We start from the raw sequence: 21260 nt of genomic DNA, 5'->3' as shown, positions 1-21260 counted from the left end.
CCCCATACTAAATCTATCAATAAAGCTCATATATATCCGAGAATTCAATATTAATCTTATCTGCTATTGGATTGCTCTCCATATTGATTCTTGCTTCTTGTTTACTTGTATTACATTTTATATTAGGAAGTTTAATTATAAATTCGCTTCCTACGCCTTCTTTAGATTTTAATCTTATTTTTCCATTATGTAATTCTATAAGGGATTTAGTTAATGCTAATCCTATTCCACTTCCTTCGTTCCTTCTATTAAATGATTTATCAGCCTGTACAAATCGTTCAAAAATATTATCTCTTATTTCTTCTGGAATTCCTATACCATCATCTTTTATACTTATTGTTACGAATTCTTCATCCGCATCCATAAATACTAATATATTACCTCCTCTATTAGTAAATTTAACAGAATTTGATAATAAATTCAATATCACTCTCTCAATACTGTCTGGATCACACTTTATTTCTAATTCTTCAACATAAGTATCAAAAATTATATTTATCTTTTTTTCTTCTACATAGGGTACTACAGATAAAGTAATATTTTCCACCAAATTTACAATATCATAATCTATAAAATTCATATTCATAAATCCAGAATCTATTCTAGTTATATCCACTAAATTATTTCCCAACCTTATCATACGATAGCAATTTTGTTTTATTGTAAATTCATATTTATTATATATTTCTATAAACTTTTCATTATCGCCTTTGTAGTTCTCTAGTAACTGCATACAAGAATATATAATATTTATAGGTGTTTTAAGTTCATGTGATATATTTGCAAAAAATTGTCCTCTTATTTCTTCTAGCTCTTTTACTTCATTATACTTCTTCTCTAAATTCCTAACTTTTTCTCCAAAAATGTTATCTCTAGCTACAATAATTTTGCCTACAACTTCTTTTTTTTCATTTACAATCTTATTAGCCATAGTTTCTGTTATAAATATATCTCCATTTTTACACTTCCATCTTTGCTCTATAAACTCTGTCTTATCATCTTCATCACTTATTACATATCCTTCACTATCAATAAAATCATAAATTTTTCTTCCTATCATTTCTTCCTTCTTATATCCAAGATTTAATTCTACTTCACTATTTACATAACGTATACATTCATTTCTTGTTGTTATTATCATATCTTTAACATTTCCAGTTATAGTATTAAAGATATCTTCTTTACTCTTTACTTCACTATACAATTTTTTCTCATTTTTTATAGTTATCATTACATCCATACACAATCCTATAAATAATAGTATAAGACTTATAAATGATATATATTTGCACTGTGATGAAATCAATTTTATATCTACTATACCTAATGTACCTATAATGAATATAGGTCTAGCTATATTTAAAATTCCAAGACTAGATGTAAAAATAGTATATATCAATCTATTCTTCCTTAAAGATATCTCATACACCTTATATAATAGATAATAATAATATATACTAAATAGAAGCTGTATATTTACAACAATCTTTACATATAATTCACTATAAATTCCACTTAATTTTAAATCTATTATACTAATTAATATTATAGCTGGTATAGATATAATTAAAAATAATTTCTTATTTTTTGTAACTTTCTTCACCAATTTGCTATCAGAGTTAATTGCCATTAAAATTAATATTATTCTAAATATAAAACAAAACAACATATGTACATAATAATTTACTTCAATAAATATATTATTATCAATGATACATTGCATAACATATTGCATATATACTGATGAATATACAAATATCAGCAAAAACAATTCCGTTTCTTTATATATGTAATAATACAAAACACACGAACAAATCGCTATTATTCCTACTGCTATATTGGCACCATCAATATCTCCTAGTATATCCATCCTGATCATATCTTTATAGTCCCAAGTAAATAATCGTATATATATACTGCATATATATACGATTGTACCTATCATTAAATATTTTGCTATATTTTTAATCGTTTTATTATATTCACTTTTACAACTCATCTACTTCATTTTCTTCCTTTGTTCAATTGTTAAATAATAAATTAAATAAAAATAATTTTTTATAATATTTATCAACGATTATCTTTTAGATGTATATATTTATTTTTCCCATTATTTTTAGCTATATATAAAGCTTCATCTGCTTCTCTAATTAATTCTATATATGAATCAAATATCGATGCTGTAGCTATTCCTATTGATACTGTAATAATATTTGCTATATCAGAATACTTATGTTCTATATTAGTTTCTCTTACTTTATTTATGATTTCCTCTGCTATTTCTATAGACTCTTTATAATCTTTATTATAAAGAATAGCAAGGAACTCTTCTCCCCCGTATCTTATAGCTATCTTTTCTTCCGTATTACATACACTCCTCAAAATATCACCAATACTCTTTAAAACCTCATCACCTTTAAGGTGTCCATAATTATCATTATACTTTTTAAAATAATCGACATCTATCATTAATATAGATACCTCTTTTAAAATTTCTTCACCACTTGTCGTTCCCTCTATAATTTCTTCTAAAAATCTTCTATTAAATATCCCCGTTACTCCATCCATATTACGAATATCTGTCAACCGTTCTTTCATAGACATTAATTTAGATATTTCCTTATTTTTATTATTAATATCATATTCTCTTAAAAGTATTTGTGTATAAAGATCACTTTGATTTTCATACCATTCTTTTTTCATCTTAATATTCTTTTTTAAAAATTTACTTGCATTTTTTATATCGCCTAATTTCTCATAATCTGCTGACACTTTACCATAATACTCTATAACTAATCTTTTATTTCCATTGTCAATGCTATACTTTAATAACCTGTTATGAATTTCAAAAGATTTTTCATATTCCCCCAAATAAAAATAAATATCTCCTTCAAGATTAGTCATATGATAATCTAAATTACTAAAAAAACATTTATCTTTTATCCTATGATATACTTTTTTCATCTCACTATATAATAGCTTTATATCCTGATCTTCATCTCTTTTATTTATTAAGTATCTAATCTTACATTCAATCAATAAAAAAGTACAATGATCCTTTTCTAATGACTCATTTGTTATATAACTTTCTTCCATATATTCAATGAGTTTATTAGCATTTTCTAATTTATCTGTTGCTAAAAAAGCTTCTATTATATTTTCTACGATACAATACTTGTACACAATATCCAGTCCATTATACTTATCATCCATTATTAAAGGTATTAATACCTTTATTTTCTCTTCTTCATTACCTTCAATTCTATAACATTCACCTAATTCACGTCTTATTCTACTCTCTAATTGAATACTATTGTGCTTCACAGCAAAATCAAGAGCTTGTGTTAAATAAAAAATAGCTCCAATTATATTATTAAAAACAAGAGTATTTACTTTACCTAATGTATAATAACAAAGATCTAGATTATCTACTTCACTATCACTTACTATCTTATGTATTTTTTCTAAATACTTATTTATATCATCATAAAATTCTTCTTTTCTAGAAAGTAATTCTACTATCATTAAATATAAATTAAGTAATTCTTCATAAGAAGCTAATATCTTAAATTTTTCTTCTGCTTCTTTAAATGATTTTTCAAATTCTATTATGTCACCTTGCTGAAAATAGATTATAGATAAATAACCCTTCAAAACAGCCTCATACTCTGTATCTGCCAAATCACTATTACTTAATAAAGTAATAGCTTTTTTTATGTCTTCTAATGCCATCTCATCTTCTTTAACTATAAGATTAATCAATCCTATAAGGAAATAGCACTTTGATTGTTCATGAAACAAGGTACCTTTTTTAATATAATTGATGTACTCATTTACAGATTTCTTTATAGAATTTAACTCTTCAAATTTTAAAGGAAATTTACCATAATTACGTACCTTATCTATACTTTCCTCGATAAATTTATACTCTATCATATTTCCCCCTAAAGTAATATCTATATACCATCCTTAAAACTGCGATGTCTCTTTTCGTTATATAAATCTTTATCCGCTTCCTCAATTAATCTTAAATAATCATTTTTATTATTAGTAACACCATTACTTATACCAATACTTATAGTAACTCTATCACTAACTTTTGAATATTTATGTTCAATATTCACACTATATAAACTTTCTTTTATCTTATCTCTCAATCCTTCAATATAATTAACATTCTCAGTATATGATAATATTAAAAATTCCTCTCCACCATATCTTATAGCCTTATCACTTTCTTCATTGCAACATGACTTAATAGTCTTAGCCACCTTTTCTAAAACTTCATCACCCATTATATGCCCATAGTTGTCATTGTAAAGTTTAAAATAATCTATATCTAACATCATTACCGAAATTCTACGAACTTCACCATTATCTTTTATGACGTTATTTAAATACTTTCTATTAAACAAAGATGTTAATGAATCTACATACAATTCTCTTTCTATGATTTCATTAATTTCTGACAATTCTTTTATTCTTTCATCCATAGCTACCTTTTCAAATTCTTTATGAACTAATTCCATATTCTCCATCTCAGCATATTCTTCAAATAACTTATCATATTTCTTATAATATTTTAATGCATTATTATAGTCTTCGATTTTTTCATATGAATCTGCTAATGCTTCATATGCCTTCATTTCATATGAGTGTCCCCACCTTTGACCTATGCAAATAGCTTCTTTATACGTCTCTATAGATTTTTCATAGTCTTGTAATGCAAAATATATCTTTCCTATAAGCATAATTAAATTAAAATCAAAATGGCTAAATGCAAAGGTATCTACATTTATATTGTAACTTTCTTGTGCTCTCATTGCATATTTCAATGCTTCATTGAAGTTATCTCCTCTTGCAAATCCTATAGATGCCTTTAAGTATAGAATCATTGCTTCTATACTATCTTTAACGAATTTACTTAGTTTAGCCTTATTGTTAATTATGTAATTTATACAAAAATCTACATTCTGAAATTCATTAGTATATATATACGATTCTACCAATGTTACTGCTGATGAACATCTTAAATTAATATCCATGAATTCATATTGAGAATTATACACTATTGGCTCTAAATATCTTATTGCTTCCTTATATTTATGCATTCCATCATAATAACTAACGCCTATGTTATACATAACTATACATTTTACTTCTATAAGTTTATAAGTTTCAGCTATCTCTAAAGCTTTCAATAAGCACTTCATACCCATAGTATAATTATTTAGTAATTCTATGTATCTTGTACCTATAATTATACAATAATATCCATATTCTTTTTTATTACCTTCACTGATATAGTCAAATAACCGCTCTAACTCTTTTTCCAATTTATCCTTGTTATATTTTTCATACTTATTTTTTAATATAGATTGAATATGTATGATTAATGTTTCATCTAAATCATCATGATTCTTTATTAAGTCAAATCCTAATTTTAAATATTTTTGAGAATTCTCATCATCCTTAATCTTACTATATATCATTCCTATATTAACAAAATTCCTAGCACACCAAATTTTATCATCAATTTTCCATGCGTACTCTAAAGCTTTTTTAAATTTTATTATAGCTTTTTCATATTCTACGAAACTTCTTTCCAATAATCCCATTAAATAATATATCTTAAATAATTCTTTATCATCATTAATATTCTTTACAATTGTTTTACACTTATTTTTTAAGAAAACTAACTTTTCTATATTTAATATATAACGTGGCCTTACTTCTAATCCTTCAATTATTTCCTCTATACCACTGATACCATTTATCATATTATTACTCCATCCTATAAATATAATAAATTAATTAAATAAACATTTTTAACCTTATTATAACATACTTTTACCTTTTTAGTTATATTTCTAGTCAAAGTATAATTTTCCAACATAAATGTAAAAAAATAAAAGCATTGAGATAATCTCAATGCTTTTATTTTAACCTACCTGGCAACATCCTACTCTCCCACACAGTCTCCCGTGCAGTACCATCGGCCCTCTGAGGCTTAACCATCGTGTTCGGTATGGGAACGGGTGTATCCCTTAGAGGCATCATCACCAGATTTGAAAGATATTGTTCTTTCAAAATTGCATGCTACAATAAACTTTTTTATATACATTGGACAAGCCCTCGACCTATTAGTATCAGTCAGCTAAATATGTTACCACACTTACACCTCTGACCTATCAACCTGGTAGTCTTCCAGGGGTCTTACTGACTTAACGTCATGGGAAATCTTATCTTGAGGTGGGCTTCACGCTTAGATGCTTTCAGCGTTTATCCCTTCCCGACATAGCTACCCAGCTGTGCTCCTGGCGGAACAACTGGTACACCAGAGGTCAGTCCATCCCGGTCCTCTCGTACTAAGGACAGCTCCTCTCAAATTTCCTACGCCCGCGACGGATAGGGACCGAACTGTCTCACGACGTTCTGAACCCAGCTCGCGTGCCGCTTTAATGGGCGAACAGCCCAACCCTTGGGACCTACTACAGCCCCAGGATGCGACGAGCCGACATCGAGGTGCCAAACCTCCCCGTCGATGTGGACTCTTGGGGGAGATCAGCCTGTTATCCCCGAGGTAGCTTTTATCCGTTGAGCGATGGCCCTCCCACGAGGAACCACCGGATCACTAAGCCCGACTTTCGTCCCTGCTCCACTTGTAAGTGTCGCAGTCAGGCTCCCTTCTGCCTTTGCACTCTTCGAACGATTTCCGACCGTTCTGAGGGAACCTTTGGGCGCCTCCGTTACTTTTTAGGAGGCGACCGCCCCAGTCAAACTGCCCACCTAACAATGTCCCGTGACCTGATTCAAGGCCTCCGGTTAGAAATTCAGTACTGTCAGGGTGGTATCCCAAGGATGACTCCACACAGGCTGACGCCCATGCTTCCTAGTCTCCCACCTATCCTGTACAGACAATACCAAATCTCAATGCTAAGCTACAGTAAAGCTCTACGGGGTCTTTCCGTCCAATCGCGGGTAACCAGCATCTTCACTGGTACTACAATTTCGCCGGATTTGCAGTTGAGACAGTGCCCAAATCATTACGCCATTCGTGCGGGTCGGAACTTACCCGACAAGGAATTTCGCTACCTTAGGACCGTTATAGTTACGGCCGCCGTTTACTGGGGCTTAAGTTCACACCTTCGCTTGCGCTAAGTGATCCCCTTAACCTTCCAGCACCGGGCAGGCGTCAGCCCCTATACATCAGCTTTCGCTTTAGCAGAGACCTGTGTTTTTGCTAAACAGTTGCTTGGGCCTATTCTCTGCGGCCTACATTTCTGTAGGCACCCCTTCTCCCGAAGTTACGGGGTCAATTTGCCGAGTTCCTTAACTGCAATTCTTCCGCTGGCCTTAGGATTCTCTCCTCATCTACCTGTGTCGGTTTGCGGTACGGGTACCAAACTCCTCCCTAGAAGCTTTTCTTGGCAGCGTGGAATCAGGTACTTCGCTCATACGAGCTCCCCATCACACCTCAACTTAGTCTCCGGATTTGCCTAGAGACATGTCTAAGTGCTTAGACAGACATCCAATAGTCTGCACACCCTATCCTCCTGCGTCACTCCATTGGTAATAACGTCATTTGGTAGTATCGGAATATCAACCGATTGTCCATCACCTACGCCTTTCGGCCTCGGCTTAGGTCCCGACTAACCCTGGGCGGACGAGCCTTCCCCAGGAAACCTTAGATTTTCGGCCATTGAGATTCTCACTCAATTCTCGCTACTTATGCCAACATTCTCACTCCTGTACAGTCCACCGCTCCTTTCGGTACGACTTCAGCCCATACAGGAAGCTCCTCTACCACTCCGTTAGGAGTCCGTAGCTTCGGTAGTAGATTTTAGCCCCGGACATTTTCGGCGCAAGGTCTCTCGACTAGTGAGCTATTACGCACTCTTTAAATGAGTGGCTGCTTCTAAGCCAACATCCTAGTTGTCTTAGAAACCTCACATCCTTTACCACTTAATCTACATTTAGGGACCTTAGCTGACGGTCTGGGCTGTTTCCCTTTTGACTACGGATCTTATCATTCGCAGTCTGACTGCCTGGGTACAAGTGTATGGCATTCGGAGTTTGATAAGGTTCGGTAAGCCTCGCGGCCCCCTAGCCCATTCAGTGCTCTACCTCCATCACTTAATTTACCAGACGCTAGCCCTAAAGCTATTTCGAGGAGAACCAGCTATCTCCGAGTTCGATTGGAATTTCTCCGCTATCCACAGCTCATCCCATGGTTTTTCAACACCAACGTGGTTCGGTCCTCCACGAGGTTTTACCCTCGCTTCAACCTGGCCATGGATAGGTCACCCGGTTTCGGGTCTACAGCATGCAACTAGTCGCCCTATTCAGACTTGGTTTCCCTTCGGCTACGTACCATAAGTACTTAACCTTGCTGCATACCGTAACTCGTTGGCTCGTTCTACAAAAAGCACGTCGTCACACACATAAGGTGCTTCGACCGGTTGTAGGCACAGGGTTTCAGGTTCTATTTCACTCCCCTCCCGGGGTTCTTTTCACCTTTCCCTCACGGTACTGCTTCACTATCGGTCACTAGGTAGTATTTAGCCTTGGGAGGTGGTCCTCCCTGCTTCCCACAAGGTTTCACGTGTCTCGTGGTACTCTGGATCAGTTCTGACTTTTTCGTTCTTTCGCCTACATGACTATTACATTCTGCGGTGCAACTTTCCAGTTGTCTTCGACTAGAATTCCAAAGTATTTATGAACTGTCCGCAACCCCAAGAGCAAGCTCTTGGTTTGGGCTCTTTCCGTTTCGCTCGCCGCTACTCAGAAAATCGATGTTTCTTTCTCTTCCTCCGGGTACTTAGATGTTTCAGTTCCCCGGGTTACCTTCCTTAAGCTATGTATTCACTTAAGGATACATGAGGTTTCTCATGTGGGTTTCCCCATTCGGAAATCTGTGGATCACGGCCTATGTGCGGCTACCCACAGCTTATCGCAGCTTATCACGTCCTTCATCGGCTCCTAGTGCCAAGGCATTCGCCCTGCGCCCTTTGTAGCTTGACCTATCATTTATTCTACTATAAACTGCGCATTACTTCGTCAGCTACGTCGCTCATTTCGTTCACATACAAAAGTATTGTTCACTCATTCGCTCCTTGCTTCCTCGTACTGCTTGTTTCTAGCGAATAAATCTATACAATCTTTACTAGATTAGTATAGGTATATAAATCAGTAAATCTATAATAGATTTTAAAGTCTTTATTGTAACTATGCAATTTTCAAAGAACAATCTGCTCTACTATAAGCTTCGCATTACTTCGTCAGCTACGTCACTCATTTCGCTCATATACATAAGTATTATTCGCTCATTCGTTCCTTGCTTCCTCGTACTGCTCGCTTCTAGCGAACATATAATTTTGAAAGATTCTATGATCTTTCAAAATTGAACAGAAGACATAAACCTTTTTGCTTAGGTTCTCCCTAAACATATATCCTTAGAAAGGAGGTGATCCAGCCGCAGGTTCTCCTACGGCTACCTTGTTACGACTTCACCCCAATCACTAATCCCACCTTCGGCCGCTGGCTCCTTGCGGTTACCTCACGGACTTCGGGTGTTACCAGCTCTCATGGTGTGACGGGCGGTGTGTACAAGGCCCGGGAACGTATTCACCGCGACATTCTGATTCGCGATTACTAGCAACTCCAACTTCATGTAGGCGAGTTGCAGCCTACAATCCGAACTGGGATGAGTTTTTGAGTTTTGCTCCACCTCACGGTTTTGCGTCTCTTTGTACTCACCATTGTAGCACGTGTGTAGCCCTAGACATAAGGGGCATGATGATTTGACGTCATCCCCACCTTCCTCCGCGTTAACCACGGCAGTCTTGCTAGAGTGCTCAACTTAATGGTAGCAACTAACAATAAGGGTTGCGCTCGTTGCGGGACTTAACCCAACATCTCACGACACGAGCTGACGACAACCATGCACCACCTGTCTTCCTGTCCCCGAAGGGACTTCCTCGATTAAGAGTAATTCAGGAGATGTCAAGTCTAGGTAAGGTTCTTCGCGTTGCTTCGAATTAAACCACATGCTCCGCTGCTTGTGCGGGCCCCCGTCAATTCCTTTGAGTTTTAATCTTGCGACCGTACTCCCCAGGCGGAATACTTAATGCGTTTGCGACGGCACGGAGGTCATGACAACCCCCACACCTAGTATTCATCGTTTACGGCGTGGACTACCAGGGTATCTAATCCTGTTTGCTCCCCACGCTTTCGAGCCTCAGCGTCAGTTATCGTCCAGTAAGTCGCCTTCGCCACCGGGGTTCTTCCTAATCTCTACGCATTTCACCGCTACACTAGGAATTCCACTTACCTCTCCGACACTCTAGACCTCCAGTTTGAAATGCAGCACCCAAGTTGAGCTCGGGTATTTCACATCTCACTTAAAGGTCCGCCTACGCTCCCTTTACGCCCAGTAAATCCGGACAACGCTTGCCACCTACGTATTACCGCGGCTGCTGGCACGTAGTTAGCCGTGGCTTCCTCCTTTGGTACCGTCATTATCGTCCCAAAAGACAGGGCTTTACGATCCGAAAACCTTCATCACCCACGCGGCGTTGCTGCATCAGGCTTTCGCCCATTGTGCAATATTCCCCACTGCTGCCTCCCGTAGGAGTCTGGACCGTGTCTCAGTTCCAATGTGGCCGATCACCCTCTCAGGTCGGCTACGCATCGTCGCCTTGGTGAGCCGTTACCTCACCAACTAGCTAATGCGCCGCGGGTCCATCTTATAGCGGATTGCTCCTTTAAAGCTAAAGCCATGCGACTTCTACTTCTTATGCGGTATTAATCTTCCTTTCGGAAGGCTATCCCCCTCTATAAGGCAGGTTACCCACGTGTTACTCACCCGTCCGCCGCTAACTCCACTCCCGAAGGAGCTTTGTTCGCTCGACTTGCATGTGTTAAGCACGCCGCCAGCGTTCGTCCTGAGCCAGGATCAAACTCTCAATTTAAAAAGTTTGATTACTAGCTTAGTACTAGTTTGCTGACTTCATATATATGAGTCAATTTAAAGAATTAACTGGTTATATGTTTCTTCTGTTCAATTTTCAAAGATCATCTGTCGCTCTCTTGCGACGCTCATTTATTATATCAAAGCTATCGAATCTTGTCAATAACTTTTTTCTTTTTTGTTACTGCTCTCTCGCAGCGACAAGACTTATTATAGCACCTGTTTTATATAAAAAATTTATCAATTGTTCTTTTTTTGATATTTATCATAAGAATACTTAAAATTTCTCTATTTTTCTTTGTTTTATGTATATTGATATACACGGGACATTTGTCGTTATTCTTACATAAATCTTACAATTATATACATAATACAATCTTATATAGTATTATCTACTTCGATATTATCTATACTTCCAACTAAATATACGCTTCTTATAAATCTTGTACTGCTGAATACAAATTTCTAAAGTCAACACCTCTAATTTTGCTATAATAACTCCAATTATAGAGTTTTATATAACTAATCACTTCCTGAGATTTATCCCCTAATCTCTTTGCTACTTCTATAAGATCATCTAAATCATTTTATATTTTCTTCTATACTACCTTTGCAAATATATAACCAACTATTGTTGCTATAATGATTAGCAATAATATTAATACAAAAATCTTAATAATCCCAGTTGATAATTTTTCTTTATGTCTTTTCTTTCTTGTGAGCCTTCTCATATAATACTCCTTCTATTGAATTATTTTACATTATTGTATCATATAATTCTTAATAAAATAACAAAGTACTATCATATAATAAAAAACTTTATGCTCCAGTCCTCTGATTATCAAACTTACTAAAAAAGCTGTCACACCTTTCGTGCAACAGCTCATTATTAGAAACTTTTGATTTCTTACCTATTCACTATTTTTCTTAAAACTATTCTAAATAGCCTTCTCTATAAAGCAATTCTGCCATTAAAACAGCTCCACCTGCTGCTCCTCTTAATGTATTGTGGGAAAGTCCAACAAATTTATAATCAAATATAGTATCTTCTCTTAATCTACCAACAGATATTCCCATTCCTCTTTCTATATCTCTATCTAAATGAGTTTGTGGTCTATTTTCTTCTTCAAAATAAGTAATAAATTGCTTTGGTGCTAATGGAAGTTCAAGTTCTTGAGGTCTTCCTGAATATTCAGCCCATTTAGTTAAAATTTGTTCCTTAGTTGGTTTCTTCTTAAATGAAACAGAAACAGTTGCTAAATGTCCATCTAATACTGGAACTCTAATACATTGAGCTGATATTGTTATACCATCAACAAATTTTATCTCATCATTTTCAATATGGCCCCATACTTTCAATGGTTCTTGTTCACTCTTTTCTTCTTCTCCACCGATAAATGGAATGATATTATCCTCCATCTCAGGCCATTCTTTTAAAGTTTTACCACTTCCTGAAACAGCTTGATAAGTAGAAACTACTACCTTTGTTGGTTCAAATTCTAATAATGCTGTTAATGGTGGTACATAGCTTTGTATTGAACAGTTAGGCTTTGTAGCTATAAACCCTCTCTTTGTTCCTAATCTCTTTCTTTGTGCATTAATGATTTCTAAATGAGATGCATTTATTTCTGGAACAATTACTGGTACGTCTTTTGTCATTCTGTGAGCTGAATTGTTTGACACGACAGGAATTTCAGCTTTTGCATATGCTTCTTCTAATTCCTTTATAGTATTTTTGTCCATATTTACTGCACAAAATACAAAATCAACATCATCCTTAACTTCTTCTATATTATTAAGGTTTCTTATAACCATTGGTTTTACCCATTCTGGCATAGGTATATCAAGTTTCCATTTTGATCCTACCACTTCTTCATAACTTTTTCCTGCACTTCTACCACTAGCTGCTACTACAGTAACATCAAAATATGGATGATCTGTCAATAATGTAACTAATCTTTGTCCAACAAAACCTGTAGCCCCAAGTATACCTACTCTTAATCTCTTTTTCACGATGAATTCCCCCTAAAAATTAGTTTAAATATTTAGCGTAATTAAATGCTATAGGTACATTTTTATATCAAGAAAAGCCCTGGAGAAATCCACGGCTATTAATTCATGTTGAAATACATGAAAAATTAACTACTTCGGATAGCACTCCACAACACTGTGACAGTCTTACATATATTTTATGCAAGCCCAGCAATATAGTCCTTAAAGCATTAACTATACACTTCGGCGATGATTCCTTTTCCATTACTTCATAGCGCTTACCTCCATAATGGTACTATTAAACATCGCACCTCTATCATTACAACTAATATTCACATGTTTTTATAATACACTTATTTATCTTTAAAATCAAGTGACTTGTAATAATTTGTATTTACTTAGTTATTATATTTTTAAACATACTTTTATGTACATACACTATCAACAACTTTGAACATCATAATAGACGAAACTACTTGATCTTTATCGGAAATATTTTCTAAAGTACAATATACAGCTAAAAATTGATTTCCTTCTTTGGGTTGAGCAAACTGATTATCTGATTCAACTTTATATACATTATTTATAATACTAGTATAAATAGAACATATGGTTACCAAATATTAAATAGTGATAAGAAATCAATATGAATATAATTTTACCTCTATTAGGAGAGAAAGAGCTATAAATAAAAAAGAACCTTAAAAAGGTTCTTCTAAACTCCACCTAAAATTAATTTTAGATAATAATAGTCCATTGAATCATCAACTTTTAAAATTGCAGCACATCCCAAGCACATTAATACTACTATGCCTAATGATACAGAAGAACATATTATTCCTGCTAGTGCCATACCACTTCCATTTATCTCTCCTTGTGATCTCTGTATTTGTGATCTTCCTACTATGCCCAAAACCAATCCTACTATTCCCAAAATTACACCTAAAAAAGCAAATATAAAAGTTATCGAAAATACTATTGATATAATTCCTAATATCATAGATGCAATAGCCAACCCTGAATTTTTTTGCATACTTTTTTCCTCCTAATTTATAAGACACTAATAATAATATATCATATCCACATATTTACTTTCAATTAGTATAATTCCTATTTTTCAACCTTTTTTATTAAGATGCAAAAATTCCTTAAAACATTTTCTTCAAATATATTAGTACATCACCTTAAATTAACCATTTATTTTGTCTTATTTAATAACTTTTTTAAATAAGCTACCTGTTTATCATATACTGTCTTATTTCCATATCTCACTTCTTCATATGTAATAGGAATTTCAATCATTACTGTGTACTAAAAAAGCTCTCGCCTACAAATTTTCATTTGTTATTGCGAGAGCCTTATCTTTTTAATAGGTTATATAATATTAAAACTATTTGTTAGTGAAGTATCTTTCTAATAATCCTTTGAATGCCATTCCGTGTCTTGCTTCATCTTTACACATTTCATGAACTGTATCATGTATAGCATCTAAGTTTTGTTGTTTTGCAAGTGTTGCTAATTGTTTCTTACCTTCTGTTGCTCCATATTCTGCTGCAACTCTAGCTTCTAAGTTTGCTTTTGTATCTGCTACTACTACTTCTCCTAGTAATTCAGCAAATTTTGCTGCATGTTCTGCTTCTTCAAAGGCAATTCTCTTATACGCTTCTGCTACTTCTGGATATCCTTCTCTATCAGCTTGTCTACTCATTGCTAAGTACATACCAACTTCTGTACATTCTCCAACAAAGTTTGCTCTTAATCCTTCTAATATTTCTGGATCTACTCCTGCTGCTACTCCGATTCTGTGTTCATCAGCCCATTTTAATTCTCCTGCTTGCTCTTGGAACTTATCTGCAGTGGCCTTACAAATTGGGCACATTTCTGGTGCTGCATCTCCTTCATGAATATATCCACATACTGTACAAATAAACTTCTTCATAACTAAATTTCCTCCATAATATTCTTATTTAAATTATATATATATAAACCAAATCTTTCACTTGTATCTTTTTAATTATTTGTTAGTGAAGTATCTTTCTAATAATCCTTTGAATGCCATTCCGTGTCTTGCTTCATCTTTACACATTTCATGAACTGTATCATGTATAGCATCTAAATTTTGTTGTTTTGCAAGTGTTGCTAATTGTTTCTTACCTTCTGTTGCTCCATACTCTGCTGCAACTCTAGCTTCTAAGTTTGCTTTTGTATCTGCTACTACTACTTCTCCTAGTAATTCAGCAAATTTTGCTGCATGTTCTGCTTCTTCAAAGGCAATTCTCTTATATGCTTCTGCTACTTCTGGATATCCTTCTCTATCAGCTTGTCTACTCATTGCTAAGTACATACCAACTTCTGTACATTCTCCAGTAAAGTTCGCTCTTAATCCTTCTAATATTTCTGGATCTACTCCTGCTGCTACTCCGATTCTGTGTTCATCAGCCCATTTTAATTCTCCTGCTTGCTCTTGGAATTTATCTGCAGTCGCCTTACAAATTGGGCACATTTCTGGAGCTGCATCCCCTTCATGAATATATCCACATACTGTACAAATAAACTTTTTCATAACTAAATTCCCTCCATAACATTTTTATTATACTTATATATCTCAATTAAATCTTTATTTTTATCTTTTGTGCTTTTACATTTTGTTTTCATTCGTTACTCACATTTATTATTATATAATAATTATTATTTGTTATCAATAGCTTTTTATAATATTTTTATATTTTTTTAGTTTTATTTAGGTATTATACATATCGTTTTAATCTATTAGCTTTGCAGTAAAATACTGTATCATAATTTATATAACTAAAATATATAAAATTAAAAAATAATATGACTATCGCAATAAATTTTATAAGCAAAAGCCCTCTTTTCAGTGCATCATTATGAAAGAAATTCCTATGTAATTTCTCTAATTATGTTATTATAACTTCTATAAAATTTATTCATCAACCTAGTATAAATTACTTGTCCAATACTATAATTTTTTTCGCGAGAAAACTTCATTAATCACGTATATAAACTTCACCCTATTAAAATTAATCCAATTTTAAGATGTATATTGCATGTACATTTTAACGATTATATCGTCTTCTGTATTAATCAAAATAAAAGATTATATATAGGATAAGATAATATTCCATATACATTTGAATTACTATACTTAATTGACATTGCTACAGCATTTTTCTGAGATTTTAAATTAATACTATCAATATCCTTACTAAATTTTTTAGTAGTGTTGTCCGAAAGTATCACATTATCATTGCCTCTAATTTGTATATTACACTCAGTATTTAACGATATATTCTTCATTAGTTTTACTAGGATTAGATAATACCCTATACTTTACCGATTCAGAAGTACTATTCATTATCTGCATCATAGATTCTTTTAAAGTAGATTCCATTCTATCTATTAAAATACTTCTCAATAAAATATTAAAAATTACTCCACTAATAATAAGTATGGTACCTAATCTTAAAAATAACTTAAATTTAAAAAGCAACTTATTATCACCGTTTAAAAAACGACTTAAATAAGTTGCTCTATAATTATGAATCGTGAATTGCTAATCGTGATTTTTTTACTGTCCCACTTTCTAAATTTCCATAAGTTTTTTATCAATCATTTCCTTAGCCAACTTCGGATTTGCTTTTCCTTTGCTCATTTTCATAACTTGACCCATTAGGAATGATGCAGCTTGAGTTTTTCCCGTCTTAAAATCTTCTACTGACTTAGGATTATTATCTATTACCTCTAACACCATTTTTTCTAACTCATCAGAAGAACTTATTTGCATAAGACCTTTCTTTTCAATTATATCCATTACAGCATCATCAGTAACAAATAATTCATCTAATACTTCCTTACCAGCAGTAGTACTTATCTTACCAGCTTCTATAACCTTAATAAGTTCTGCTAATTTTTCTGGTAAAACAGCTATATCTTTTGATTCTAATTTCTTTTCTTTTAATATTCTTAGGATATCTCCTAAAATCCAGTTTGCTGCTATCTTTGGTGTTGCTCCTTTATCTACAACCACTTCAAAGTAAGTAGCAAGGCCCTTATCCCCTATAAGAATATCTACTTCTTTTTCACTTAATGAATATTCTTTTAAAAATCTTTCTCTCTTTTCATCTGGCATTTCTGGAAGACTATTTTTTATAGCTTCAACTTGTTCACTACTTATTATAATAGGTGCAAGATCTGGCTCTCTGAAATATCTATAATCATGAGCCTCTTCCTTAGTTCTCATTGGAATAGTTTTTCCTTTTCCACTATCCCATCTTCTAGTTTCTTGAACTACTTTATGACCTTCATTAAATTGATATAATTCTCTTTGTCTTTTTTCTTCCTTTTCTAATGCCTTTTGAAGTTCTCTAAAAGAGTTAATATTTTTAAGTTCTACTCTTGTTCCAAACTCTTCTTGTCCTACTGGTCTTAAAGATATATTAGCATCACATCTTAATGACCCTTCTTCCATACGACAGTCAGATACTTCAGCATATTCTAATATTCCTTTTAAAGCCTTCATAAATGCAACAGCTTCACCAACTGATCTTATATCTGGTTCTGTTACTATTTCCGCAAGTGGTACACCAACTCTGTTATAATCTATTAATGAAATTGGTTCGCCTTCAACGTGAACAAGTTTTCCAGCATCTTCTTCAATATGAATCCTATTTAATCTAACCTTTACATCTTTACCTTCATAATTAAATTCTACTAATCCATTTGAACATATTGGAATATCATATTGTGATGTTTGATATGCCTTTGGTAAGTCAGGATAAAAATAGTTTTTTCTGTCCATTTTGTTATATAAATTTATATCACATCCAAGTGCCTTTCCTGCCTTAATTGCTAAATTAACTACTTCTTCATTTAATACTGGTAATGTCCCCGGTAACCCCATACATATTGGACAAGTATTTGCATTAGGCTCTGCTCCAAACTCTGTAGAACAAGAACAAAATATCTTTGTCTTAGTTTTTAATTCTGCGTGGATTTCTAATCCTATAACTGTTTCAAAATTCATAACTCTGTCCCCTCCTATAAATCTAGAACTAATGCTTTTTCCAAGCTATAAGCTGCCTTAAATATTTTTTCCTCTGAGAAATGATCCCCAATCAATTGAAGTCCTATTGGTAATCCTTCTTTACTTACTCCACATGGAAGTGATATAGCAGGATTTCCTCCTAAATTAACATTGATAGTATATATATCTGCTAAATACATAGCTACAGGATCATCATTCTTTTCACCTATCTTAAATGGTAATACTGGAGATGTTGGTGATAATATTAAATCATATTTTTCATATACTTTTTTTAACTCATATCTTAATTTTTTTCTGAACTTTTCTGCCTTATTATAATAAGCATCATAGTATCCTGAAGATAAAGTATAAGTTCCAAGCATAATTCTTCTCTTTACTTCATCTCCAAATCCTTCAGTTCTACTTTTCTCCATAAGTTCATCTACAGAATTAAATTCACTAGTTCTATATCCATATCTTATTCCATCATATCTTGATAAGTTTGAACTTGCTTCTGATGAAGAAATAATATAATATGCAGCAAGTCCATCCTTAGATATAGGAAGAGAAATTTCTTCTAATTCTGCTCCTAATGACTTTAAAACCTCTATACTGTTATACATACAAGCCTTTATTTCTTCATCTAGTCCTTCTGCTAAAAATTCCTTAGGAACTCCTATCTTCATTCCCTTTATGCTCTCTTCTAAAGCTTTAGTATAATCTTTCTTTTCTAACCCCTTAGTTGTAGTAGAATCAAAATCATCTTCTCCAGCTAATATATTTAGCATATAAGCACTGTCTTCTACAGAAGTTGTAAATGGTCCTATTTGATCCAAAGATGATCCAAAAGCAATTAGTCCAAATCTTGATACTAACCCATAAGTTGGCTTAAGCCCTACAACACCACAATAAGCTGCAGGTTGTCTTATAGATCCACCAGTATCTGATCCTAATGAGATAGGCACCATCCCTGATGCAACTGCTGCTGCTGAACCACCAGATGATCCACCTGGAACTCTAGTAATATCTCTAGGATTTAAAGTTTTCTTAAACGCTGATGTTTCTGTAGATGACCCCATTGCAAACTCATCCATATTTGTCTTACCTATAATAATTCCATCCTCTGCAATTATCTTTTTTATTATAGTTGCATCATACGGTGGTACAAAATCTCCAAGCATTTTTGATGCGCAAGTAGTTTTAACACCTTCTGTGCAAATATTATCCTTTATTGCAATAGGTATTCCTGCTAAAGCTCCTGTAGATTCACCTTTCTTTATCTTTTCATCTATCGCCCTAGCTCTTTCTAATGCTTCATCAGTACAAAGAGTTATAAAAGCGCCTATAGTATCTTCTTTCTCTTTAATTGTATCTATATATTCTTTAACTAGTGATTCACTAGTTATTTCACCAGACTTTATTTTTTCAATAGTTTCCGCTATACCCATTATTCTTGCCCCCTATTCAATAATTTTAGGAACTCTAATATAAGTGTCCTGCATATCCTTAACATTTCTAAATAAATCTTTACAATCAAATTCTTTAACTTCATCTTTTCTTACAATTGGTTCTAATTTTTCTTTTTCTATTTCGACATCTATTTCTAAATCCATATCACTTAAATATTGAAATTGATCTAATATACTTTCAAATTCACCAGCAAATTTTTCTGCTTCTTCATCTGAAAAACTTAATTTAGCTAACTTAGCTATATACTTAACTTCATCTATACTTACCTTCATTTTATTCACCTCTAACAATTATTTTAAGGAGTCAATCTCTTTATATCTCTTGGGAATAATGCCGCTTCTCTTATATTTGATAATTCCAATACCTTCATTGTAATTCTCTCAAGACCTATAGCAAATCCACCATGAGGAGGCATTCCATATTTAAATGTATCTAAATAGAATGCAAAGTCTTCTAACTTCATTTTTGCTCCTACAATTCTTTCCTTTAACATTTCATAATCATGAATTCTTTGACCACCAGTAGTTATCTCTAGACCTTTATAAATTAAGTCAAAGCTCTTTGTAAAGCCTGGTTTCTTTTCATCTTCCATAGTATACATTGGTCGTTTACTTACTGGATATTCTGTTAAAAATACAAAATCACTATTATATTTTTCTTTTATATATTTATGAAGTAATGCTTCTCCTTCATGGTCTATATTACCTACTGGAGATTTTTTGCCATACTTTTCAAGTAACATCTTTTGAGCTTCTGCTAGTGGAATTCTTGGAATCTTAAGTTCTTCTGGAACTTCAACACCATAAAGTTTTAATTCCTCACTACATGTTTCCTTTAGATGCTCAAACATATATCTTAAGAAATCTTCTTCTACATCCATTAAGTCACTTTCATCTTTAATAAATCCCATCTCTACATCTAAACTTACATATTCATTTAAATGTCTCCATGTGTTATGAAGCTCTGCTCTATATGCATAACCTATTTCAAATACTTTTTCAAAACCTGCTCCTACCATCATTTGCTTATAGAATTGTGGACTTTGTGCAAGAAAGGCTCTTCTGTTAAAATAGTTAACAGTAAACATTTCTGATCCACCTTCTGTACCTGAGTTTATAATTTTAGGAGTATGAATTTGTTCAAAATCATGACTCTTAAAATAACCCTTAAAAGCTTCTTCTATCTCATTTTGAACTTTAAAAATCGCCTTTACTTTAGGAATTCTAAGACTTATTGTTCTATGATCAAGTTGAGTTTCAAGACCTGTTTTATTTTTATAGCTTTGAACCTCAAAAGGTAATTTATCATAATAAGTTTTCCCTACTATTTCTATAGATGAAACTTCTACTTCAATTCCTTTTGAAGCCTTTTCATTTTCCTTAACTAAACCAACAACTTCAATGGAATTTTCTAATCTTAATCCTTTTATTTGTTCCTTTTCACATACTAATTGTATTATCCCTGATTTATCTCTAAGCATTATAAATGCAATATGACCAAAATCTCTTATTTTGTGTACCCAACCTCTAAGTAACACTTCTTCCTCTGAAACTTCTAAATCTTTAATATACACTCTTTCCATATATAATTAGCCCCCTTTTTTATTTTTGTTACATAATAAAAAAATCTCATCCCTGTATATACCATATAGATATATACAGGGACGAGATTTTAACATACCGCGGTGCCACCCCATTTGACTTATAAAAGTCCAGCTCAAAGGTACAGATTTTACTCGATACCCTTCACTTGTAACGGCGTGATCCCGTCTAAGTCTACTCT

General features: G+C 33.3%; 14 protein-coding genes, 3 rRNA genes, 1 riboswitch and 1 other annotated feature (1 of these 19 running past the window's edge). All 17 genes read right to left on the bottom strand.

The annotated features are described in order from the left end of the window. Positions 1 to 16: 16 nt before the first annotated feature. Positions 17 to 1999, bottom strand: a complete 1983-nt coding sequence (locus CM240_RS17920; protein ID WP_051483624.1) for a sensor histidine kinase — start codon at positions 1997 to 1999, stop codon at positions 17 to 19. A 71-nt stretch (positions 2000 to 2070) separates the two neighbouring features. After that, positions 2071 to 3936 carry a GGDEF domain-containing protein gene (locus CM240_RS01355; protein WP_044035899.1) on the bottom strand — a complete coding sequence of 622 codons (1866 nt, stop codon included), beginning with the start codon at positions 3934 to 3936 and terminating at the stop codon, positions 2071 to 2073. A gap of 20 nt (positions 3937 to 3956) precedes the next feature. Then, on the bottom strand, positions 3957 to 5780 hold the full coding sequence (locus tag CM240_RS01350) for a tetratricopeptide repeat-containing diguanylate cyclase (RefSeq protein WP_044035898.1): 1824 nt from the start codon (positions 5778 to 5780) through the stop codon (positions 3957 to 3959). A 169-nt stretch (positions 5781 to 5949) separates the two neighbouring features. Then, positions 5950 to 6067, bottom strand: a 5S ribosomal RNA gene (rrf, locus tag CM240_RS01345). A gap of 56 nt (positions 6068 to 6123) precedes the next feature. Next, a 23S ribosomal RNA gene (locus tag CM240_RS01340) occupies positions 6124 to 9024 on the bottom strand. A 435-nt stretch (positions 9025 to 9459) separates the two neighbouring features. After that, a 16S ribosomal RNA gene (locus CM240_RS01335) occupies positions 9460 to 10973 on the bottom strand. The 16S, 23S and 5S rRNA genes sit together here, the layout of an rRNA operon. 598 nt (positions 10974 to 11571) lie before the next feature. Then, positions 11572 to 11703 carry a hypothetical protein gene (locus CM240_RS18115; RefSeq protein ID WP_278246571.1) on the bottom strand — a complete coding sequence of 44 codons (132 nt, stop codon included), beginning with the start codon at positions 11701 to 11703 and terminating at the stop codon, positions 11572 to 11574. 202 nt (positions 11704 to 11905) lie between these two features. Beyond that, positions 11906 to 12985 (bottom strand): aspartate-semialdehyde dehydrogenase, encoded by a 1080-nt coding sequence (asd, locus tag CM240_RS01330; RefSeq protein WP_044035897.1) that lies wholly within the window; start codon positions 12983 to 12985, stop codon positions 11906 to 11908. A gap of 131 nt (positions 12986 to 13116) precedes the next feature. Continuing rightward, positions 13117 to 13288, bottom strand: a riboswitch (Lysine riboswitch). A gap of 101 nt (positions 13289 to 13389) precedes the next feature. Further along, positions 13390 to 13584 (bottom strand): DUF4352 domain-containing protein, encoded by a 195-nt coding sequence (locus tag CM240_RS17160; RefSeq protein ID WP_084485336.1) that lies wholly within the window; start codon positions 13582 to 13584, stop codon positions 13390 to 13392. 95 nt (positions 13585 to 13679) lie between these two features. After that, positions 13680 to 13997: a DUF4190 domain-containing protein gene (locus tag CM240_RS01325; RefSeq protein WP_051483623.1), complete on the bottom strand. Its 318-nt coding sequence runs from the start codon at positions 13995 to 13997 to the stop codon at positions 13680 to 13682. Positions 13998 to 14354: 357 nt separating this feature from the next. Beyond that, positions 14355 to 14903: an NADH peroxidase gene (locus CM240_RS01320; protein WP_044035896.1), complete on the bottom strand. Its 549-nt coding sequence runs from the start codon at positions 14901 to 14903 to the stop codon at positions 14355 to 14357. A 75-nt stretch (positions 14904 to 14978) separates the two neighbouring features. Next, positions 14979 to 15527 carry an NADH peroxidase gene (locus tag CM240_RS01315; protein WP_044035895.1) on the bottom strand — a complete coding sequence of 183 codons (549 nt, stop codon included), beginning with the start codon at positions 15525 to 15527 and terminating at the stop codon, positions 14979 to 14981. A 729-nt stretch (positions 15528 to 16256) separates the two neighbouring features. Next, the gene (locus CM240_RS01310) at positions 16257 to 16475 is read right to left on the bottom strand and encodes a hypothetical protein (protein ID WP_044035894.1); all 219 of its coding nucleotides are present in this window, start codon (positions 16473 to 16475) and stop codon (positions 16257 to 16259) included. A 93-nt stretch (positions 16476 to 16568) separates the two neighbouring features. After that, complete coding sequence (gatB, locus tag CM240_RS01305) at positions 16569 to 18008, bottom strand: Asp-tRNA(Asn)/Glu-tRNA(Gln) amidotransferase subunit GatB (RefSeq protein ID WP_044035893.1); 1440 nt, start codon at positions 18006 to 18008, stop codon at positions 16569 to 16571. 14 nt (positions 18009 to 18022) lie between these two features. Continuing rightward, positions 18023 to 19456, bottom strand: coding sequence for an Asp-tRNA(Asn)/Glu-tRNA(Gln) amidotransferase subunit GatA (gatA, locus tag CM240_RS01300; protein WP_044035892.1), 1434 nt, complete (start codon positions 19454 to 19456; stop codon positions 18023 to 18025). A gap of 12 nt (positions 19457 to 19468) precedes the next feature. Further along, positions 19469 to 19750, bottom strand: a complete 282-nt coding sequence (gatC, locus tag CM240_RS01295; RefSeq protein ID WP_044035891.1) for an Asp-tRNA(Asn)/Glu-tRNA(Gln) amidotransferase subunit GatC — start codon at positions 19748 to 19750, stop codon at positions 19469 to 19471. Positions 19751 to 19773: 23 nt separating this feature from the next. Next, positions 19774 to 21060 (bottom strand): aspartate--tRNA(Asn) ligase, encoded by a 1287-nt coding sequence (gene aspS, locus CM240_RS01290; RefSeq protein ID WP_044035890.1) that lies wholly within the window; start codon positions 21058 to 21060, stop codon positions 19774 to 19776. 74 nt (positions 21061 to 21134) lie between these two features. After that, positions 21135 to 21260, bottom strand: a binding site (T-box leader); it runs 129 nt beyond the window's last position.

The sequence above is a fragment of the Clostridium bornimense genome, from assembly GCF_000577895.1.
GTDB classification, from domain to species: domain Bacteria; phylum Bacillota; class Clostridia; order Clostridiales; family Clostridiaceae; genus Clostridium_AN; species Clostridium_AN bornimense.
This window is presented reverse-complemented; position numbering and strand designations above follow the sequence as displayed.